The organism is Paenibacillus sp. FSL L8-0435, from assembly GCF_037965655.1.
Taxonomy (GTDB): Bacteria; Bacillota; Bacilli; order Paenibacillales; family Paenibacillaceae; genus Paenibacillus.
Genome location: NZ_CP150185.1, coordinates 845,800 through 865,932, shown reverse-complemented (window position 1 = coordinate 865,932; position 20,133 = coordinate 845,800). Strand labels below are relative to the sequence as shown.

Below are 20,133 nucleotides of genomic sequence, written 5' to 3'. Positions count from 1 at the left end.
AAAATTATCATGCTTCCATGCCCCTCTCAACGGGATAAACTATAGATGGAATCCCACTAATTCCAGCATCTGCGAAAAAAAATATCCCGCCGCTCCGTCAAGGAGTGCAGGATGTTAATCAAGAGAGTACGCAGCATGGGCACTTTTACGATATTGTGCAGGAGTCTCCCCCATGAGTTTCTCGAACCGGCTAATAAAGTAATCGGAATCCCGATATCCCACCATTGTTGCGATTTCGTATACTCTTTGATCTGTTCTGCGCAACAGCCGGGCGGCTTCCTCAATACGCAATTGATTCAAATAATCACTGAAGCTGATCGAGAAATGCTTTTTGAAAATCTGACCCAGATACGCACTATTCATGTAAAACTGCTCCCCGAGCAATTTCAGACTGATATTTTCTCTGTAATGCTCGTGAATGAAGGCCTCAATTTTGGCTAATACGCCCATCGCATTCGACTTTTGCTGCTCCTTCAGTTTCTCTGCGCACATGAGCGAGAATTCGCATAAATGTTCAATGTTTTCCTCCATCGATAACATCGCGTAGTTCACCTTCAGAAAAGTCGATTCCATCAACCCGGAATCTGGAGTAACCGTATCGTTGTTCACGAGATCCAGCAAAGTGTATGCCAGATAATGCAAGTGGATGCGGACAATACCAGGCTCGATTCGCTCATCCAGAAAAAATTGAAAAATCGCCTTTGCATGACTGTATAACTCATCCGTCTGCTGTTCCTCAATAGACTTGACTAGCCCATCAAACAATTGTTTTTCGAACTGTCCCGGCCGATTAACAAATAAGGTCGTATCCATAAGTTCGAAGTAATAAATGGGCCTGCAAGTGGTGAAGAAACGTAAGCTTTTCATTATGCCGCAAGATTGATAAGACTCGTGCAGCGCCTCCAACTCATGTACTTCCTTCCCGACATAACAAGCAATAGCCGCCTCTTGACCATGGATCAGATCGGCATGTAATCGGGTCAAATATTGCTCCAAGGTCACTGCCTCACGGTTCACCATCAGGTCCGTAACCATGAGCAGAACCGCATTTTTATCACCTGTGAAGGGCTTCAAAATTTGTCCCGGCAAGGGCTTGCCCACCCACGCCTCAACCCGAGCGCACCAATCCGTTCCCTGTTCTGGACCGGCTTCCGCCTCAATCAGGATGCAACGCAGTATGCCGGCATCTTGATAGTGGGACTGCAGACTCGTAACAGCATCCTCCTCAGCCACCCCAAGCAAGATTGACTGCATATGCTGAGCCATAATAATCCGATCTTTTTTTTGCTGATATCGCTTCTCTTCCGTCCGCGCATTAAATGCGCTCCTGAACTCCTCAAGCACCTGAACCAGTTCGGTCTTCACAATAGGCTTGAGAATGTAGTCATCCACCTGGTATTTAATCGCCTGCTTGGCATATCCGAACTCATAGAATCCACTTAGAAGAATCAGCTTGATGTCACCGTTATATTGCTCGTACAAAGTTTTGGCAAGCTGCATTCCGTCCATTTCCGGCATCTTAATGTCGGAAATCACCAGATCGGGCTGCATAGCGCGTATACACTCCAATGCCTGCATGCCATTGGAAGCCTGACCGCAAATCTGAAATCCGTAAGACTCCCAATCAATTAACAATAGAAGTCCTTGGCGAATAAATGGCTCATCGTCCACAATCAGCACGTTGATCATATCCTCGCTCCTTATTCTTGAGATGCCTGCATAAGAGGAATTCGAATGCCAATCGTTGTTCCCTTCCCCTTTTCACTGAATATGTGCACCTGAACGAAATCATCAAAATACATCCGCAGCCGAATATATGCATTCATCATACCAATGCTGCTAAGCTCGCTCATCCGATCCATACTCGGGTCTTGCATCATTTTGCGGAGCGAGGCCAGCTTGTCCTGATCCATACCGACTCCGGTATCTCGAATGGAAATGTACAGTTCATCACTTCGAATCTCGAATAATACCTCCACGACCCCATCATTCGACGTCCCCTCAATGCCATGGATACAAGCATTCTCCACAAAGGTGAGAACGGTTAGCTTGGGTATCATCATGGCAGCAATGGATTCGTCTGTGATCCGGATTGCAAATTGCAGCTTTTCGCCAAAGCGATACTGCTGGATACTCAGATAACTCTCCACAAAATTGATTTCCTCTGCGATTGTAATCAGATCATCGCCCCAATTGATCGTCTGACGTAACAGCAGTGCCAGTTTATGAATGACATCGGAGGTTTCAAGCTCGTCCTTGATCAAACTCCGCATACGGATCGTTTCAAGCGTGTTGAACATGAAATGGGGATTCACCTGACTCTGAAGGGCTTTCAGCTCCGCCTGTTTCTTGGAGAGCTCAAGGGCTTGCCGCTCCACCTGGCCCTTAAACACAATCTCAATCAGGTTCTTGATCTTAATGACCATCATGTTATAACTATGGGTCAGGCTGCCGATCTCGTCTTTGCCCACAGGTCCCGATATCACCTCAAATTTCTCATGCTTCACTTGATCCAGGTGCTTCGCTATCCGATCAACTCTGATGACCAGTGATCTGGATATCAACCAGATTAGCAGTGTCGGCACCAACAGATTAAGAATGATTAGTAAAGTCAAATTAAGCTTGGAATTAACAATCTCCGACAGAACGTCCAATTTCTCTGTGCTGACGACAATCTGCCAATCCTCGGATACGACGGGAATTGATTGCATCGATTGAACAGGGTCAATTGGACTGTTTGCAATCAGATTAAACGGCTTGCGCGTCTGATTCATTTTTGAATCGTTCGAGAAAATGACCCTGCCATCCGATACGACATACACCTTCCCATTGGCTCCCTCATTTTTAAGCGATTTGTTGATGAAAGCGTAGTCCAAATCAACCTTTAACACCTTTTCAACCTGCTGCTCCCCAAAGTAATCCAGCTTACGAATAATGCTTACTTTGCGTCCTCCCTGACTTTGCGACATCTCCGCCTGCTGTTTGTCAAAATACGAATAGATCATGATATGGTCACTCGTGTTCATCAGCGCTTGATACCAATCACTTTTCTTCACCTCATCATCCAGCTTAATGAAGTTTCCTCCATTGACGAAGGTATCATTGCCAACATAAAACGTAATTTGATTCACCTGCTGGTAGCTGTAGTAGTACCTGACCAGATTGTTGTTGCTAAGCATATCATAGTAGGCAGAGTAATAGTCTTCCTGATCGCGATACTTGAACTCCATGAACCGGTTCAGCGTTCCATCGGTATAGAGAAAATTGGACACATACAAGCTGTTGTCTATACTGTTCCGCAGGTTGAACTTGATCCTTTGCTGCATTTCATTGAATCGGCTATGCTCCTTCTCTTCAATGTTACCTTTGATGCTTTGGTAAAACACGGTATTTGTGACCAGGACCGGGACCAGCACACAAAAAATGAACAATATGTACAACTTGGTTTTGAGACTCCAATCATCCAGAAACTGAATACGCTTACAGTATGTCTTTCGGCTCATGTTATGTCTTTGTCTCCTCTAACCATGTCATATATCAACATTATTATAACGAGTACAGGATGGGTTGGATACTGCAATCCAGGATTTCCGGGAAGCTTGCCTTTAATCAACCTCCCGTTCAACTGGCCCAACAAGACAGACGCTAACATATCACATATTTTCGTTTGAACCCGATCTGACCTTACGCCGAAACAGCGATCACGTTATAATTTCAAGAGCATTTCGTACTGGCCCACATGATATGCAAAACCTGATTTGACCAGGAGGAAATCTTCCATCGGTTTCAGATGAGACTCCACATTGAGGACACTGATTCTAGGCGATTCTGTGCGTTGGACCATCTCTGTCAGGATGCTGCTTGCAATACCTTTGCCCCGGTAATTTTGATTCACTGCGAGCTGTGGAATATCACCTGTTTTTTGATCTATAATGCCATAACCAACAATGCTGTGATCCTGACGTGCAACCACATAGATAAAAGCTTCCGGTAAAGCGTAGATGGAATCTATTGAATTTTGCCAGGAGGGCTCCATATCCCAAAATTCCTTGAACTGCTCCAAATTGATTCTCTCCACACATTCCACCGTGCAGGTCGTTTGCGGTATGAATTGATCTTTTGGCAACTGGAAACATGAAAATTCCCTTTGAATTTTGAAGTTTTGTTTACTGTACAGCTGAACTGCAGATTCGTTGGATTGGATGACTTCCAGCAAATATTGCTCTACATTTTTTTCTTTTAACAGCTTTTGAATATTCAAGAGCAGATCGCTTGTAATGCCTTGCCGCCTGCAATCTTTTACAACGCCTGTCCCAAGGTCATATGCAGTTGCCTTTCCATTCCAGCTTCGAAGTCCATTGATAACAAATCCGACCATTCTCTCATCTTTAAAGGCTCCCATAGATATTTCGGGGTGATACCCCCTTCGTTGGAGCATCTGTTGAAACTTCCAAAAAGGCAAATCCATTTTAACCTGGTAGTCGGAGAACGCATCCACAAACGCATCGTGAAGTGTCTCCATGCTTATCTTGTCCAACATTTTATAACTGTACATTAGGGCACTCTCTCCTTTAAAAGGTTGAAAACAATAATATATTAGGGCTCATGATCCCTATCCTTATTTAAATATTCTACTAAATAGTGTTAACACTATACAGTAAGTTTCTTTTAACTAATAACTGAAATAGACCGCTCCCTGGTTAAGGAATACGGTCTATTGAATCATTATTCTATGGGGATACCGATTTTGTTAAACCAATTTTGGTGATCACCGTATCATACGGGTCCAATTCCACGGTCTGTTTTCCATGCTCTGTATTGATTGTCGTAGACTGAACCTGATCACTATTATTGATCACAACCAATATGTTGCTCTCAGGGTAGTAGGCGCACTCAGTATACAAGTTATCCGTGATGTACTTTGTTTCATGGAATTCATTGCCCGCAAATCGAATCAAATTCAGAAGCAGTCTTGTATTTTCCCAGCTGAATTCGAAGGAAGGCAGGTAGATCCCTTTTCCTTTTCCAAAAGCATGTGTGGACAGTGTGATCTGACCATCCGTTTCACTCACTACAGCTGCTGATCCATCAGTAAGATAAATGTTATTTTTCGGAAGTATGCTGGCCCCCTTAGGCACCAAACCATACTCATCATTAACCTCATACGACCATTTTCCATGAACAACCCTTGCACCTGTATCCTCATCCACCCCAAGCACATGAGCCATTCTGAAAAAGCTGTCGTACCCGTCCATTGCCGAAGGCTGGTTAATGCCAATAAAGGTCCCACCCTCATACACCCATTGGGTCAATAAGTCCACAGACTTGTGTTCACTCCAATGCGCTCCACCGCTCCATGCTGAACCTGCAGAGCCGGCATTAATGACAACATCCACATCCTTCAATGCGCCCTGACGAATATCATCAAAATCAATAAACTGCACGTCAACAGGCAACCCGGCTAATGCCTCATTCACATGAATCAGATCATGCATATGCGTTTCATGAAAATGACCGGACAAGGTCCACGATCTTAACTTGCCCCAGCTATGCAGCACGGCTACCTTTGTTTTGATCTGATATGGTTTTCCAGCCTGATGCAGCTCTTTCATTTCCCTGAATTCATGGGCAATCTTCTCGATATAATCCACAAAGTCCGGGTAAGGCTCAACAAGATGCAAATATCCGCCCAGTCCAATCCGGTCGATCGACTCACGTAGCAGCGCACGCCGGATATTAATCCAATATTTCTTGGCATCCAGGGTAGGGTCTCCGCCCTCCTTGAAGGTAGGAAGCCCGCCTAAGCCAACCGGAAACAAGTAGGGATGCAAGCGAATCTCATGGGTATCAGCCTTAACGCCTGAGCACATTCTTGCCTCATAACCGGAGAACACACATTTGATCATGCCGTCGAATCCAAACTCCTCAAAGCGATCATTGTACGGCTCCATGCCTACCCAGCTGTCATCATAGAAGACATACGCCAGCTTGTCATGCTTGTGGACAATATCAATTAATTTCTTACCGAATTCAATGACAAAATCATTGATAAATGCCATCCAATCCAGCTTTCGCTGATCCGCAGGCATGTGAGTGACCCGATATTTACCGCCATTCACAAAGTCCTCGGCGGAGAGTGAATACCCATATTTTTGAGCAAACAGATCCAGTGCTCTCGAACTTACGGTAAAATCGTATGAACCCCAATCCGAGAACAGATGGCGATTCCGCTCATCACTGCCCCAGATCCAGGCGAAGTTATAAAATAGGGACGTAAAACGTACAACGGTTGTTTCCGGATGGTCTTGACACCACTTTTCCATCCAATCCAGCAGATAGGTTTGTGTGTCCGTATAGATCGGGTCAATCTGCATCAGATGCTCTTTGTCCCAATTATTCGTTGTATGATTGTACATGGAAATCTCTTCCCAGATCCGATAAACCATGAAACTCACCGTGTATTTATGCCAAGGAGAAACGCCGGTAATGACAACATTGCCTGATTCCCTTTCATAATTCCACTGTCCTCTAGGTACCTCTTCCCCAGTCGTTCGGTCATACACCTGCCAATATTTAAACGCTTCTTTGGAATCATTCACTCTGAATTGTTCAGCGAAGAAATCCTCCATCAGATAGATGGATACATAATCTTGTACAGCGACTTTCGGATTGGTAATGAGAAAACATTGCTGCAGCTTATCCAGATTACGGGATGCCCACTCATTATGATCCCGAATAATGCAAATGGTTGAATAGATGCCATATCCGGCATTAATAATCTCATCAGACAATTTCGTACCGTCACTGTCACGGATCACATCGGCACCCCAGCGATCAGCAAGTTCCAGCGTCAGTGCCTCATAACCGGATTCTCCCGGCAATGTAAAAGAGCCTTTGGTTGGTTTGGACAATTGGGTTCCCTCCCTATCTCAACATATCGGACAGAAAAGCGAGTGCCAGGCCCTGACCCCAGCCCTGAATCCAGTCTTTTGGAATATTGCGATAGCCATCCCGATCCTTCATCACCGCCGTACCGCCAGATACACCAAGCACGCGTCCATCTTCGCTAATGTTGTTCAGGATGCCCTCCAGTGCCTTTTGCACGTACTTGGTATGCAGTGGATTGCCGTTATTGATCATGGCTGCTGCAATACCAGCGGAGGCTGACACCTCTTCATACGATTCTTCGTCATCCAAAACGGTACGCCACAAGCCATTCTCGGTCTGCACCAGCTTGAGAGCTGCCAATTGATCGCGAAGGGCACATTCTACATCCATACACTGCGGATACAAGTACCAGTCGTTCAGTTGCGGTTTCACTTGAGACATTGTATAGGCTCCCCAAGCATTCGCTCTGCCCCAGTAAAATCCGGACATGTGGTCCTTGTTGATATTGTTATAGCCGTGATACCACAGACTGCTGCTCGGATCTTGCAGGTATTTGATATGCCAGTAATACTGATTCAGCGCATCCTGAATCATGGCTTCATCTTTTAATTTGCTACCTACGCGAAGCAGGAAAAATGCCGCCATAAACAAGGTGTCCGCCCAAGCCTGTTCCGGAAAATCATTGGAAACGGATACCGTATGCTGAAGCACATTGTCTCCAAAGCGAAGTGCATGATTCTGGAGATAATCAACCTTGCTGAGGACAATATCCCAATATTTCTGATCTCCGGTTTCTTCATATAAAGTGATGAGCACATGGCCCATGGCACATGTATTTACCGTCCAACTTGGCAGCCCCAGCTCGATATATTCGTCTGCCCATTTCACCAGCCTGTCCAGAATCTCTTGGTTGCCTGTCGTTTGATAGGCCCTGGATACACCATAATAAGCCACTCCACCGGGCCAATCCCATGTCAGATCCATATCCAGTGTTTTCTTGGTAACGTTCTCGATTACATGTAGAATCTGTTCCCTGTCATATTTCACTTGAAGCATTGTTATTCCCCTCTCCCTGCGCACACGCCCCCAAGTGCGCCCTGAGAGGTGTCCGTCCATTTTTGTAAACGCTTTACTTATTCCATTGTACGCAGTAAAATAGTCTCATTCTAAGCATATTCATAACAAAACTGCGCAATTTCAATCATTTATACATAGGAGTCCTCGAAAATGCCCAAACCGAAGAAACCGGTCATTGAATATCGTCACTACAGCCTGCCCATTGATTTCCCTGTCCTGTTACTCAGTGGAGACCGCTGGAGAATATCCGATATCAAAAGTGAGCATCTTCATTTCCATAACCACATGGAGATTGGCATCTGTTATTCAGATGGAGGCATCATGGAGATTAAGGGAGAATCTGTGCCTTTTCGGGCAGGCGACATCACGTTCATTCCCCGCTATCTTCCGCATACCACATACAGTTCACCTAATAACGCCAGCCTGTGGGCTTATATCTTTTTTTCACCGGAAGAACTCTTCCGTCATTCGCTCAAAACAGCACAAACTCACATTGAACCGAATCTATGGGCGATTCAGGGAACCAATTGCATTCTGAATAAGGAACAGCATCCCAAAATTCATATGCTCGCAACTTCAATCGTTGAAGAAATGAAGCAGCAGTCCCCCTACTATCGGGAGAGCGCGTACGGCTTGTTGATGTCTCTATATATCGAACTGCTTCGAATTCATGCGAGCAGCGAACGCTTGTCATCTCAGGATCACGAACGGGAAAGAGACCTCCAAGGTGACTTGGTCATCTCACCCGTGCTGGAGTTTATCACCGTAAACTATATGATGCCTGTGACCATAGATTACCTCGCTGAACTGTGTCATCTGAGTACAACGCATTTTCGCCGCAAGTTCCATGAAATTATGGGAACCACGCCGCTTGATTTTCTGAACAGTACCCGGATTGAAGAGGCATGCAAACGATTAAAAAGCACCGAGGCCTCCATTCTGTCCATCTCTGAGCAGGTCGGCTTCCGATCCATCTCCAGCTTTAACCGCTGCTTCGCCAAACTGATGGGAGAATCACCCAAAGCCTGGCGCAAAGGGGCTCATACAGAAGCACAGTCTGCAAAAGCGTCGATATTGGAATTCACGGGTTGGGTATGAAGGAATTTGTCGAAATGTGATTGCGCCCCCCAGAGATATTCGCTACAATGCCGATAGAATACAAGAGATTTTGTCCGAAGCTACCAAAGGATTGAACAATCTCTAAAGGAGCAGCATTTCGTGTTATTAAAAATTTCAGGCATTGTCCTGACTGTTGTACTTGCCATTACCGTACTGCTGCTGTCAACGATCAGAGAACCACAATCTGCTGCGCTTCATGCCCGTCAAGGTGTTCTGGATCTCTCGGTCTGGAACCCTGAACAAGACGAGCGGATCAAGCTGGACGGGGAGTGGGAATTTTACTGGGAGCAATTGCTTCCTGACGAATCTGTAACATCGCATCAGGCTGGTCCAACGAAAGCACCCGACACCTATGCAACCGTTCCCGGCTCCTGGAATCGACTTAAAGTGGATGGCGAACGACTGCCTACCCACGGATTCGCCACGTATCGACTAGTGCTGCGTAATGCACCTGTTGAAGGAACGCTGGCGATCAAAAAAATGAACATTCGTTTTGCCAGCGAGATCTACATCAATGGCAACAAGTTGCTGGAAGATGGGCATGCCGTGGCAAAATCCGCAGGTTACCGACCAGGAAACTCCCCCCAGATTGGCTTTTTCCCCTATCATGGCGGTGACATTGAGATTTTGATCCGGGTGGCTAATTACGATTACACGGACTCGGGCATTCCAGGTCCACTCTTTTTCGGCGAACAAGCAGCCATGCTGAAAAAACATCAGTTCAACACAGCTATCGAATTTGGCACGCTTGCTGTACTGGGCACCATTTCGATCATATTCCTCATCAGTTACCTGGGGTCTGCACTCTACCGAAACAGGGACGATTCCCTGCTGCTGATTGGTCTAATCTGTCTGCTGTATGCACTCTATAACGGCATGATCAGCGAACGTGTGTTATCCATGGCGGGCACGGAAATTTCCTTTAGCACACTCTATAAATTAAAAGATTTCTGCTCTGTGGCATGTCTGGGTCTGTTAACCTTTTACTTCTACCGATTCAAAACAGGCATCCTGTCCGGTATGCTCACGGCGGTGATCCTGATCATCTTCGGAGCATACTTATGCATGGTCGCGTTCCTGCCTATTTCCATCTATGGGCTGGCTGCACCTTACGTCGTCGTTATGTACACGTTGATGCTGCTCTGGTTGCTGTATCAATGTGCAAAACAGTTCCTAACCAGTGAGAAGGGCGAACGGCTGTCTACTTTTCTGTGGTACGCAGCCCTCTTAAGCATCATGCTGTACTGTCTGGACATTAATCTCTTCTCGATCTCGCTCAAGGAAAACATGAATATCGGGCAGGCTTCCATTGTCCTGTTCAGCATCCTGATGCTGTTTCTGGCGGTGCTTCGGTTCTTTGAGGCCTATCGTACGGTCCGCACGCTCAAAGATCAGCTGCTCTTACTCGACAAAGTGAAGGATGACTTCCTGTCCAATACTTCGCATGAGCTCAAAACACCGCTGAACGCGATTGTTAACATCAGTGAAAGCCTACTTAAAGGCGCAGAAGGTCCCCTTACCGATGAGCAAGCGCACAATCTGGCGATCGTGACGGGAAGTGGCAGACGATTAACCTATCTGGTCGATGAATTGCTGGATTATTCGAAAATGAAACATGGCGACATCCCGCTCCACCGGTCTTCGACCGACCTGTACTCGTTTGTCGAATCGGTCATGCGTATGCACTCCTTCCTGCTTGGCGCGAAAAAGGTGGAGCTTATCAACCGCATCCCGGTGCATTTCCCGCCGATCCATGCAGACGGCAATCGACTGATTCAGATTTTGCATAATCTGATCGGCAATGCAGTTAAGTTCACGGAACGTGGCACGGTAAGTATCAAAGCTGCGATTGTGCAAGGCAAAGCGGAAATACGCATTGTGGATACCGGACGTGGTATCGGTACGGACAAGCTGGAGCATATCTTCCTGCCGTTCGAGCAGGAAGCAGACACGGGGCCAGTCGTTGCTGGAGGCACCGGTCTAGGACTGAGCATTACGCGCAAGCTGGTCGAGTTACATGGGGGAAGCATTCATGCGGAATCAGCACCCGGCATGGGTGCCACGTTCATCCTGACGTTCCCGCTGGCAGAGAAAAAAGGAGAGAAACGTTCCAACGTCATGCCGCTTACCATCGCTCCTACAGGTCCTGGTCATCGGCTACTCCGGTTCGAAGAACCAACGATTGTACAAGGGAATAAAGATGAATGGATCATCGTTGTGGATGACGACTCAGCTAATTTGCAGACGATTGTTAATCTCTTGAAGCTGGAAGGATACAGTTATGCGGTCACTTCAAGCTCCCCTTCCGTACTGGAGCTGCTGGACAAGCTACCTACTGTGCATCTCGTCATTGCTGATATCATGATGCCCGACATGTCAGGTTACGAATTGCTGGAACGGATCAGGGAGCGCTTCTCCCCTTCCGAGTTGCCTGTACTCATGCTGACGGCGAGCAATAAAGCTAATCAATTGAAGCTGGCCTTGGAGAAAGGCGCCAATGATTTTGTATCCAAGCCGTTCGAATCGGAGGAACTGCTGGCACGGATCGGCGGTTTGACTCGGATGAAAACATCCGTCCAAGCTGCGCGAGATGCGGAAATATCCTTTTTGCGGTCACAGATGAACCCACACTTTCTGTATAACGCCCTGAATGCCATTGCCGAATTGTGCGTGGATGCGCCGAATCGGGCAGAACAATTGATTTTGCAATTATCGAGTTACTTAAGACGCAGTGTGCACTTTAAACATCTGGACTCAAAAACCAGCTTGATGAACGAACTGGAGATGATCGAGGCATACGTAGCGATTGAGCAAGCCCGCTTTGGCTCAAGGTTGGAGGTCATTATCGACGTGGATGCGGACGTGAACCGGAACATGGACATTCCACCGCTCACGTTACAGCCCCTGATCGAAAATGCGATTCGGCATGGGCTGATGTCCAGCATTCGCGGTGGCCGGGTCATGTTATCTATCCGCAATCTGAATGATACGGAAACACGTTTCACCATCGAGGACAACGGAATCGGCATAACCAAGCAACGGATGGACGAAATTCGGCAATCCACAGACGGCAGTAAAGGTGTTGGCCTATGGAATATTTCCAGCCGGTTGAACCTGCTGTATGGCAGACACCTTCAGATGGAAAGTCTGGACGGCGAGGGAACGCGGATTACATTTGATCTTCCAAATCAACGTCTAAGCACAGATGGGAATGGGGGTTATGAATCATGATGAAAGTCATCATCGTGGATGATGAGGATTTGTCGCTGAAGCGACTGAATCGTATTTTGACAGAAAGCGGAGAAGTTGAGGTATCTCGTGCATTTCATGACCCGGAGGAAGCCTGTGAATATGCGGCAGAGAATAGCTTCGATGCGGCATTTCTGGACATTACGATGCCTCGCATCTCGGGTATGCAACTCATTGGTGAATTGCGTAAACATCACCCTTCGCTTCCCATTGTGCTAGTGACCGGTTATGAGGAATATGCAGTGCAGGCTTTCGACAAAGAAGTGATCGATTACGTTATCAAGCCGGTCACGGCTGAGCGACTGAACCGCAGCATCAAGCGATTGCAGGAAAAGCTTCACAAGTCCGTGACAACACCTGAATTAGCGGTACCTGGACCCAAACTGAACGTTCGTCTGTTCGGTGAATTCACTGTGTTTGGCGGTGCCGGAGCAGACAGTCCCATCAAGCTTAGAACGCCCAAGACGGAAGAGTTACTTGCATTCTTGCTGTATACCAAATCAACCACCCGCGATGCCTTGGCCGATACGTTGTGGAAGGACCTCAGTCCGCAGAAAGCCTGGACCAACATCAATTCCACACTGTACTATGTGCGACGTGCCATCGGTGATAACAGTGACGTGCCGATCATTCTCAAGGACAGAAACGGTATCCGTATCGACCGGGAAGCGATTAACTGTGATCTGTACGAGTTCGAGGCTTTGTTCCGGCAGATGCGTCAGGCATCGGCACATCGCCCCGAGCTCTTCGAGCGGATGGACACGTTGTATACGGGTGAACTTCTGAAAGGAAGGCATTATGAGTGGGCTTTCGCGTGGTCCAGACAGCTGGAGCTGGATTTCATCATGACGATGGAAACTGCGGCCCACTATCACGCGAAGGCAGGCGAGCCGTTACGGGCGCTGTATTATTTTGAACGTATCCTCCAGATTGATTCGATTCGGGAAGATATTCATCGCGAGATCATCCTGTTGTATCTGTCGCTTGGACGAAGAACCGAAGCGCAGCGACAGTATCTGGTGTTGGAGGAATTGCTCAAAGAGGAGCTTGGCTCCAGTCCGGCAGTGGATATCAAACAACTGTTGCGACAGTCATGAAACAGCAAAAAAGCCCATGCCTTGGCGATAACGAACTGCTCCCATCGTAGTCTTCTGCGGTCTACTATGACAGGGAGCAGTTCAGTGTTGCTTTTGGCTTGGGCTTTTTGCAATAAATGGACGTTTATTCGTCCATAACTGATGATTTTACATCATCATTGTCTAGAATCAATTACTCATTTATAAGTTTTTCTGTATTAAGGGTAAAGCCTTCAATCACAACATCTTCGTCCACTTCAATCATGATGCAACGTCTGCCTTGATAATTTACCTGCTTCACATATCTCAGGTCTTGCGGGCTAACCGAAATCGTAGCAACCTTGGTCTCAATCTTAATGGACTTGGACGTAAACTTCGGCATAACACTGGTTGCCTTCATCTCATAGTTCTTGTTATCAACGATCGTTTCGAAGGCACGTTCTACTTTCTCCGTTGTCAGATCCTCTATACCGCTTGCGGTCAGTACACGTTCCAGATCTTTATAATCCAGCTTCGGAGGTTCTTCCTCATGGGACTCTTCGTTAATCTCGATGACTCGGTTGATCTCCTCGTATACATGTGCAATGGTGGCTGAATCGAGCTGTTCACCGGCCACTTCCTTGACGATATCTTCGAAGATCGCCCGTTCTTCCAGTGCGGTAACGGATCTTTCTCCATTCAATACATTTTCAACAAAATGCGGATCCGGGAAATTAGATTTCCCTGTACAATACAGTACACGATTCACATCGGAGTAGTTGTCCGTCACGCTAGGGTACAAGAATCCTTGCTCTGGCGTGCTTAATTTGATAATCGGATCGACAATAATGTTGTATTTGAATTCTCTCTCCACATAATCAAACAAGAGTGTCTTCCGCTGTTTCTCCGTGGAATTCACACTGCACAGAATAAACGGATGGGCGAACACCTCATTCTTCTCGCTCTCTTCCGTAGCTTCGTTTCTAGCCTTGGTCGGCAAGTAATACTGTCCACGCACGAACGTAGCTACCATGTCCCGCTCAAACTTCGTATCCACCAACATTCGATCCACGAGCAGCAACATCAGATCCTGCCATTCATCCGGATCACCTGTTACCAGAGCCTGGTGAAGCAGTACCTGAGCCGGGTCCTCCGCGGCTTCCTGGAACTTCAACTCAAACAACTTCTGATCCAAATCACCTGTCAGCAATTTTTTGAAATTGCCCATGTACAGTTCCTGCTTCTCTCTGTCCACCAGTTCGAACGGGTGACGCTCCCAGTGATAGACCTCATTGGTTTCCTTCGTAATATACACGTTGAGAATATCGTAAATATTCAGTAGATCGTGATCGAGTTTAAACTGCTTGCGTATATGCGCGACTTCTTTTTTATTCATATTGGATTCGGCAACTCCTTAGATATGTTTCTGGCTTTATTAGTATAAAGGATCGACAGAAAATTTGTTGACTAAGTTGTAGCTTGACGGTTACTAGATTTCAGTTACCCAAGTACGTGATATTCACAACAACACAAAAAGGGAGACACTCTCTACATTCATACGAGCACCTCCTGCATGTGTTACATCTCCTGATGTTCTAGTCTATTTTACAGCGATTCCCATTAACATCTTACATATTTACGCTTGAAGCCCGTCCGCCCTTTTTCCACTGCCTTTTGGATGTTCTCAGAGGCATTCAGCAGCTTGCTCTTGGGCATGTTCTTGTTCACTTCGACAGGGCCAACGGCATTGGCAGTCTCTACCGCCTGATCGTGCAACGGTTGATAGGATGTTGCAACGGTATACAGGAAGTTGTTCATCGAATATTTGGTTCGTTCCGGAGATTCGTGAATCGTCTTTTTCACCTGTTCCAGCATCTCCATCAGTTTATTCTCCGAAAACTCAGCATCCTTTCGACTGCCGAGCAACCAACAGTAACAGCTCCATCCTGCTGACATTTTCAGCTCATCTCCGCTCGCGATCCACTTATCCGAAACTTCTTGAGCAATATCCGTCTCTGCCAACGTGACGGCAACGATGAAGTCAGAGATCATGTAAAAATAAGCAGCGTCAATCCAACGGTCAAAATCCGCTTCCGTCATCGCTTGAGGATCGGCAATCACACCCGCAAAGTACATCGCATCATAATTCCCCGTCGCGTATAGTTGCTCTGCCAAAGGTTGATCCTTTTTGATCCGCTTCGCCATTGGTTTCATCGCCCCGGTTGCCACGCCAAATAGCGGTTCATGCGCACCATTGGAGATATAGATTTTTTTCGTTCGTTCTTTGCCCAGCGCTTCAAGCTCCTGCATTACTTCATCTAGATTCATTTCACAACACTCCCAATCCTATAAATTATATATCTAATCAAATCAAACAGACACTTATGTTTAACGAATAAGCGATGGAAAATCGCACATTATCCAATTCGAACCATTCAGCCATATGCATAATCATTCCGGCGAGATTATTACCTTTCTTATGAGGGATTCCCCACTGGGGTATTTTTCCTAAAAAAAACTGAATACTATTCAAATTCCCTGTTGCTCTGACAACCTGTTCGAGCATTATTACCGATCATAACATCTATATCCTTGTTTCGCACAGATCCCTGAAAAGGTAGATATAACTTCTTTGCAGACAGACATTTTTCCTTTCTTATACTTCTACCGGCAATTTCTGAATACCTGCCGAGAGCCTGATTGGAAGAGCTAATTCCCACAGCACAAGCGGAGCAACATACGTCCATGTTCAAGCAACGTTAAGCTATGGCAGGAAACGTCGCTCATCGTTTATGTTCAGTTTAGTGTTGTTAACAAAACCGAGATGAGGAAGGATGCGAGAGCATGAGCAACAATCAAGTGTTAGGCTTTGCCCCTGCCCTGGGCTGGAATTCGTGGAATACCTTTACGTGGGATATTAACGAACAATTAATTCGGGATGTCGCTGATGTGTTTGTATCGGAAGGTTATCTGGCTGCTGGCTACGAGTACATTGTCATTGATGATTGCTGGAGCCTGAAGGAACGTGATGCGAGTGGCAATCTGGTGGCTGACCCGGAGAAATTCCCGAGTGGAATGAGAGCGCTTTCTGATTATATCCATAGCAAAGGACTAAAGTTCGGCATGTATTCATGCGTGGGTACACATACATGTGCCGGGTATCCAGGCAGCTTCGAGCATGAATTCCAGGATGCTGCCCTTTTTGCCGAATGGGGTGTTGATTATTTGAAGTATGATTACTGCTTCAAGCCGCGCCATATCTCAGGAGAGCTGCTGTACAAACGGATGAGCCTTGCGCTCAAAAACTGCGGACGCGATATCCTGTTCTCCGCCTGCAACTGGGGAGCCGACGATGTATACGATTGGATTCGGGAATCGGGCGCTCATATGTACCGCTCCACCGGCGATATCCGCGACAATTGGGATTCAGTGAAGGAACTTGCCCTGTCCCAATTGGGAAAACAAAGCTACACCGGCTCCTTCTGCCATAACGACATGGATATGCTGATTGTTGGTATGTACGGTGGAAGCAATAATGATTATATTGGCAGCATCGGCGGATGCAACGACGTCGAATATAAAACCCACTTCTCACTCTGGTCCATGATGGGTTCACCGCTAATGATTGGATGTGACGTGCGTAAGGCTAACCAGGTTACAAAGGATATTCTCCTGAATCCTGACCTAATCGCTATCAATCAGGATGTAGAAGCACGCGGAGCTTACCGCATTAAACCAGAACCGCAATGGTTTCACACGGACGATGTATTTATGCTGGTGAAGGTACTCACAGATGGAGATCTAGCTATTGGTTTCTTCAACCTGAGCGACAGCCAGCGGGAATTGTCTTTGCAATTTTGGGATATGGGTCTGCCTTACGCTGCCGGTTATGCCCTGTCCCTGTATGACTGCTGGGAACATCAAGAGCTTGGCGTATTCCGTGAACGCTTCGCTCCCGTTGTCGCAGCACATGATTGCCTCGTCGTCCGGGCCAAACTGGTGAAATAGATGGCTCAACATCGCCTGTGCACCTCATGTCATGTTCCGCTCTCTTCAGACGATGTGGGCATCTACCTTAAATTGATCTCGCGCTCTGCCCAGCAATTTCTGTGCATCGATTGTATAGGAGTGAAGCTGAACTGTGGACGTGAGCCTATTGAGAAGCTGATCCGTTATTTCCGAGAGTCCGGGAACTGCGCCCTGTTCCGTTAACGTTATGCCTTGGTCCGGTGCAGCGTCATGTACGCGGTTGGCGTGTGTGAAGTTGCTTTCTTGAATACTTTGGAAAAATATAACGGGTCATTGTAGCCGACAGAATAGGCTACCGATTGGATCGGCAGGCCCGACGTCTTCAGCAGTTCACAGGCGTGCCCGATACGGCAGGATGTAATATACTCCAAAACAGACTTGCCGGTTGCTGCCTTAAACAGACGAAACAAATAACTGCGCTCCAGATTAACTGCCTTTACAATCTCGGTGACGGTCAATGTCGGCTTCCAGTAGTTCTGCTCGATGTACTTTCTTGCCAGCCAGACATAATCCTTGGCTTCTACCTGCGGCTCCTTCGGATAATATTCCATATAGTAGGAGAGCAACAGACGCAAACGCGCATCCGCCCGCAGTAATTCATAGGAAGATGCACCCGCGTTCCAGGCAAGGTGGAAAAAAGGCTGCAGTGTCTCCGGCGATACCGTCACCACGGGTTGTACCTCTGAGAGCTGTGTCAGCCCCAGCAACCGCCCGGCATCCTCACCGCTAAATTCCACCCAGACGTACTCCCATGGATCTTGCGGGTCTGGATAATAGTAAATCTCCTTTTGCGGAAATATGATAAAGCTTTCCCCCGTAACGAGCCGAAAAACGCGGCCGCCCGTCTCCAGCGTCCCTTGGCCGCGGATAATATAGTGCAGCGCATAAACGTCACGCACGCCTGGCCCCCACTGGTGAGGGTTAGCTGGCTTGTGACCACCGCTGATAAAATACAAATTACTGGCCCTACTGCTCTCATGCCAAATCGGATTCAACCTTGATTCCCCCTTTCTAATGCCACGTTGATCAGATGTCCGGTAACGCTTACACGCTAAATCCAGAGAGGAGAATGTTGTATGCTTAGAATGGTTACGGTAGAACATGGACAAGTGCAAGGACTGCCCGCGGCGGACCCGCGGATTACCAGCTTCAAGGGAATTCCTTTTGCCGCACCTCCTGTAGGTGAGAACCGCTGGCGCGCTCCGCAGCCGCAGTCGAACTGGGAAGGTGTACTGCAAGCTTTTGATTTTGCCCCCATCTCCATGCAAGCCCCAACAGTCATCGATGATAACAATATCTATACCCGCGAATGGGCCGTTGATCCCGACCTGCCTATGAACGAGGATTGTCTGTATCTGAATGTCTGGACACCCGCCAAGCGCATGGACGAGAAGCTGCCTGTCTTTGTCTGGTATTTTGGCGGGGGCCTGCAAGTCGGCCATACGGCCGAAATGGAATTTGATGGCGAGCGAATCGCTCGCAGAGGTATTGTCGTTGTAACAATTAATTATCGGCTGAATGCCTTTGGCTTCCTGTGCCATCCTGAGATTAGTGCCGAATCCCCCCATGCACCCGCCAACTTCGGGCATCTCGATCAGCAAGCAGGTACCCAGTGGGTCAAACGCAACATTGCCGCCTTTGGCGGTGATCCAGAACAGATCACCATCGGCGGACAGTCGGCAGGCGGAGGAAGTGTACTCAGCCAGATGACCTCTCCGCAAAATAAAGGCTTGTTCCAGCGAGCCGTCATCATGAGCGGTATAGCTACCGAGTTGTACCCGAAGGTCCGAGTGCCTTCTGTCCGCTCCACACTAAGGGATGCAGAGCAAGCAGGGGTTGAATTTTTTGGCTTCCTGGGCGTAGCTTCACTGGCTGAGGCGAGACAACTGGACGCTGAATATCTCCGTGACAAAGCACTCGAATACAAAAGCTTCTGGGGAACCGTCATCGACGAACAATTCTGCGCAGGCGATCCGTTTACTCGTTTTGTTCAGCAGGAGCGCGAGGCGATACCCGTAATGCTGGGGCATACGTCTTCCGAATTTTGGACCCGTCCCGCCGCAGCCAATCTGGAAGAACTGAAGCAGATGGCTGTGGAGTTGTTTGGCGAGGATGCTCCTGCCTTTTTGCAGCTATGTGAGGCTGATTCCGGCCAAATCGAACATGCTCTGCAACAAGCATCGGTCCGCATGATCCAACATGCCATTCTGCTCGCCATCCGCGCGAACAGCGGTCATCCGTCTGAAACGCCTCTCTACTATTATAACTTCGACGCCGAGATTCCGGGCTGGGATCAGCCAGGTACTTTTCACTCCGTTGATCTGTGGTTTTTCTTCGAAACACTTGCCAAATGCTGGCGGCCATTCACAGGCAAGCATTATGATCTGGCTCGCCAGATGTGTAATTATTTATCCAATTTTATTGCTACAGGTGACCCAAACGGCTCGGATTCCACCGGAAAGTTGATGCCTCATTGGACTTCTTGTACTACGGAACAGCCGTATCTCATGGAATTTGGCGATCAAGCTCAATTACAGAAGGCCGAGTCCGGACCAATGCTCGCGTTTCTAATTGAACAATATTTCAAGAAACAGAATGCACCTGTTGTTTAAAACATAAGGCTTGCCCTCTCGCGATATATGTAAGAGCCATGCGGTCGCATGGCTCTTTTTGTATAGTGTGAATGGTAGAGCGATGTTCTTTCGCCTATGCCTAT

Annotated in this window: 14 protein-coding genes; 6 read left to right on the top strand and 8 right to left on the bottom strand. The window is 47.4% G+C overall.

What is annotated here, in order from left to right; all coding sequences use genetic code 11:
* Positions 1 to 114: 114 nt before the first annotated feature.
* From NST33_RS04015 to NST33_RS03995, 5 genes are all read right to left on the bottom strand, one after another.
* On the bottom strand, positions 115 to 1,689 hold the full coding sequence (locus tag NST33_RS04015; RefSeq protein ID WP_221818758.1) for a response regulator: 1,575 nt from the start codon (positions 1,687 to 1,689) through the stop codon (positions 115 to 117).
* A gap of 11 nt (positions 1,690 to 1,700) precedes the next feature.
* On the bottom strand, positions 1,701 to 3,503 hold the full coding sequence (locus NST33_RS04010) for a sensor histidine kinase (RefSeq protein WP_221818757.1): 1,803 nt from the start codon (positions 3,501 to 3,503) through the stop codon (positions 1,701 to 1,703).
* 203 nt (positions 3,504 to 3,706) lie between these two features.
* The gene (locus NST33_RS04005; RefSeq protein WP_221818756.1) at positions 3,707 to 4,555 is read right to left on the bottom strand and encodes a GNAT family N-acetyltransferase; all 849 of its coding nucleotides are present in this window, start codon (positions 4,553 to 4,555) and stop codon (positions 3,707 to 3,709) included.
* A 175-nt stretch (positions 4,556 to 4,730) separates the two neighbouring features.
* Complete coding sequence (gene gnpA / locus NST33_RS04000; RefSeq protein WP_339181982.1) at positions 4,731 to 6,911, bottom strand: 1,3-beta-galactosyl-N-acetylhexosamine phosphorylase; 2,181 nt, start codon at positions 6,909 to 6,911, stop codon at positions 4,731 to 4,733.
* A gap of 13 nt (positions 6,912 to 6,924) precedes the next feature.
* Positions 6,925 to 7,944: a glycoside hydrolase family 88 protein gene (locus tag NST33_RS03995; protein WP_210110177.1), complete on the bottom strand. Its 1,020-nt coding sequence runs from the start codon at positions 7,942 to 7,944 to the stop codon at positions 6,925 to 6,927.
* A 171-nt stretch (positions 7,945 to 8,115) separates the two neighbouring features.
* On the opposite strand from NST33_RS03995, the gene NST33_RS03990 reads away from it, so the two are divergent.
* The 3 genes from NST33_RS03990 (at position 8,116) to NST33_RS03980 (ending at position 13,430) form a co-directional block, all read left to right on the top strand.
* Positions 8,116 to 9,063 carry an AraC family transcriptional regulator gene (locus NST33_RS03990; RefSeq protein ID WP_221818754.1) on the top strand — a complete coding sequence of 316 codons (948 nt, stop codon included), beginning with the start codon at positions 8,116 to 8,118 and terminating at the stop codon, positions 9,061 to 9,063.
* Between the two features lie 120 nt (positions 9,064 to 9,183).
* Positions 9,184 to 12,315: an ATP-binding protein gene (locus NST33_RS03985; RefSeq protein WP_339181979.1), complete on the top strand. Its 3,132-nt coding sequence runs from the start codon at positions 9,184 to 9,186 to the stop codon at positions 12,313 to 12,315.
* Positions 12,312 to 13,430 carry a response regulator gene (locus NST33_RS03980; protein ID WP_221818752.1) on the top strand — a complete coding sequence of 373 codons (1,119 nt, stop codon included), beginning with the start codon at positions 12,312 to 12,314 and terminating at the stop codon, positions 13,428 to 13,430. Before NST33_RS03985 ends, NST33_RS03980 begins: the two co-directional genes overlap by 4 nt.
* A 172-nt stretch (positions 13,431 to 13,602) precedes the next feature.
* Here the strand turns inward: NST33_RS03980 and NST33_RS03975 are convergent, their stop codons facing one another.
* Positions 13,603 to 14,784: a DUF4317 domain-containing protein gene (locus tag NST33_RS03975; RefSeq protein ID WP_036668338.1), complete on the bottom strand. Its 1,182-nt coding sequence runs from the start codon at positions 14,782 to 14,784 to the stop codon at positions 13,603 to 13,605.
* A gap of 224 nt (positions 14,785 to 15,008) precedes the next feature.
* The gene (locus NST33_RS03970; RefSeq protein ID WP_221818751.1) at positions 15,009 to 15,716 is read right to left on the bottom strand and encodes a DNA alkylation repair protein; all 708 of its coding nucleotides are present in this window, start codon (positions 15,714 to 15,716) and stop codon (positions 15,009 to 15,011) included.
* Positions 15,717 to 16,232: 516 nt separating this feature from the next.
* Here NST33_RS03970 and NST33_RS03965 point away from each other — a divergent pair.
* On the top strand, positions 16,233 to 17,396 hold the full coding sequence (locus NST33_RS03965; RefSeq protein WP_221818750.1) for a glycoside hydrolase family 27 protein: 1,164 nt from the start codon (positions 16,233 to 16,235) through the stop codon (positions 17,394 to 17,396).
* On the top strand, positions 17,397 to 17,600 hold the full coding sequence (locus NST33_RS03960) for a hypothetical protein (protein WP_221818749.1): 204 nt from the start codon (positions 17,397 to 17,399) through the stop codon (positions 17,598 to 17,600).
* A 2-nt stretch (positions 17,601 to 17,602) separates the two neighbouring features.
* On the opposite strand, the gene NST33_RS03955 is transcribed toward NST33_RS03960, so the two are convergent.
* Entirely contained in the window at positions 17,603 to 18,520 is a 918-nt protein-coding gene (locus tag NST33_RS03955) for an AraC family transcriptional regulator (RefSeq protein WP_339306846.1), read from the bottom strand.
* Here NST33_RS03955 and NST33_RS03950 point away from each other — a divergent pair.
* The gene (locus NST33_RS03950; RefSeq protein WP_221818747.1) at positions 18,494 to 20,029 is read left to right on the top strand and encodes a carboxylesterase family protein; all 1,536 of its coding nucleotides are present in this window, start codon (positions 18,494 to 18,496) and stop codon (positions 20,027 to 20,029) included. The genes NST33_RS03955 and NST33_RS03950 overlap by 27 nt on opposite strands.
* The last annotated feature ends 104 nt before the right edge of the window (positions 20,030 to 20,133 follow it).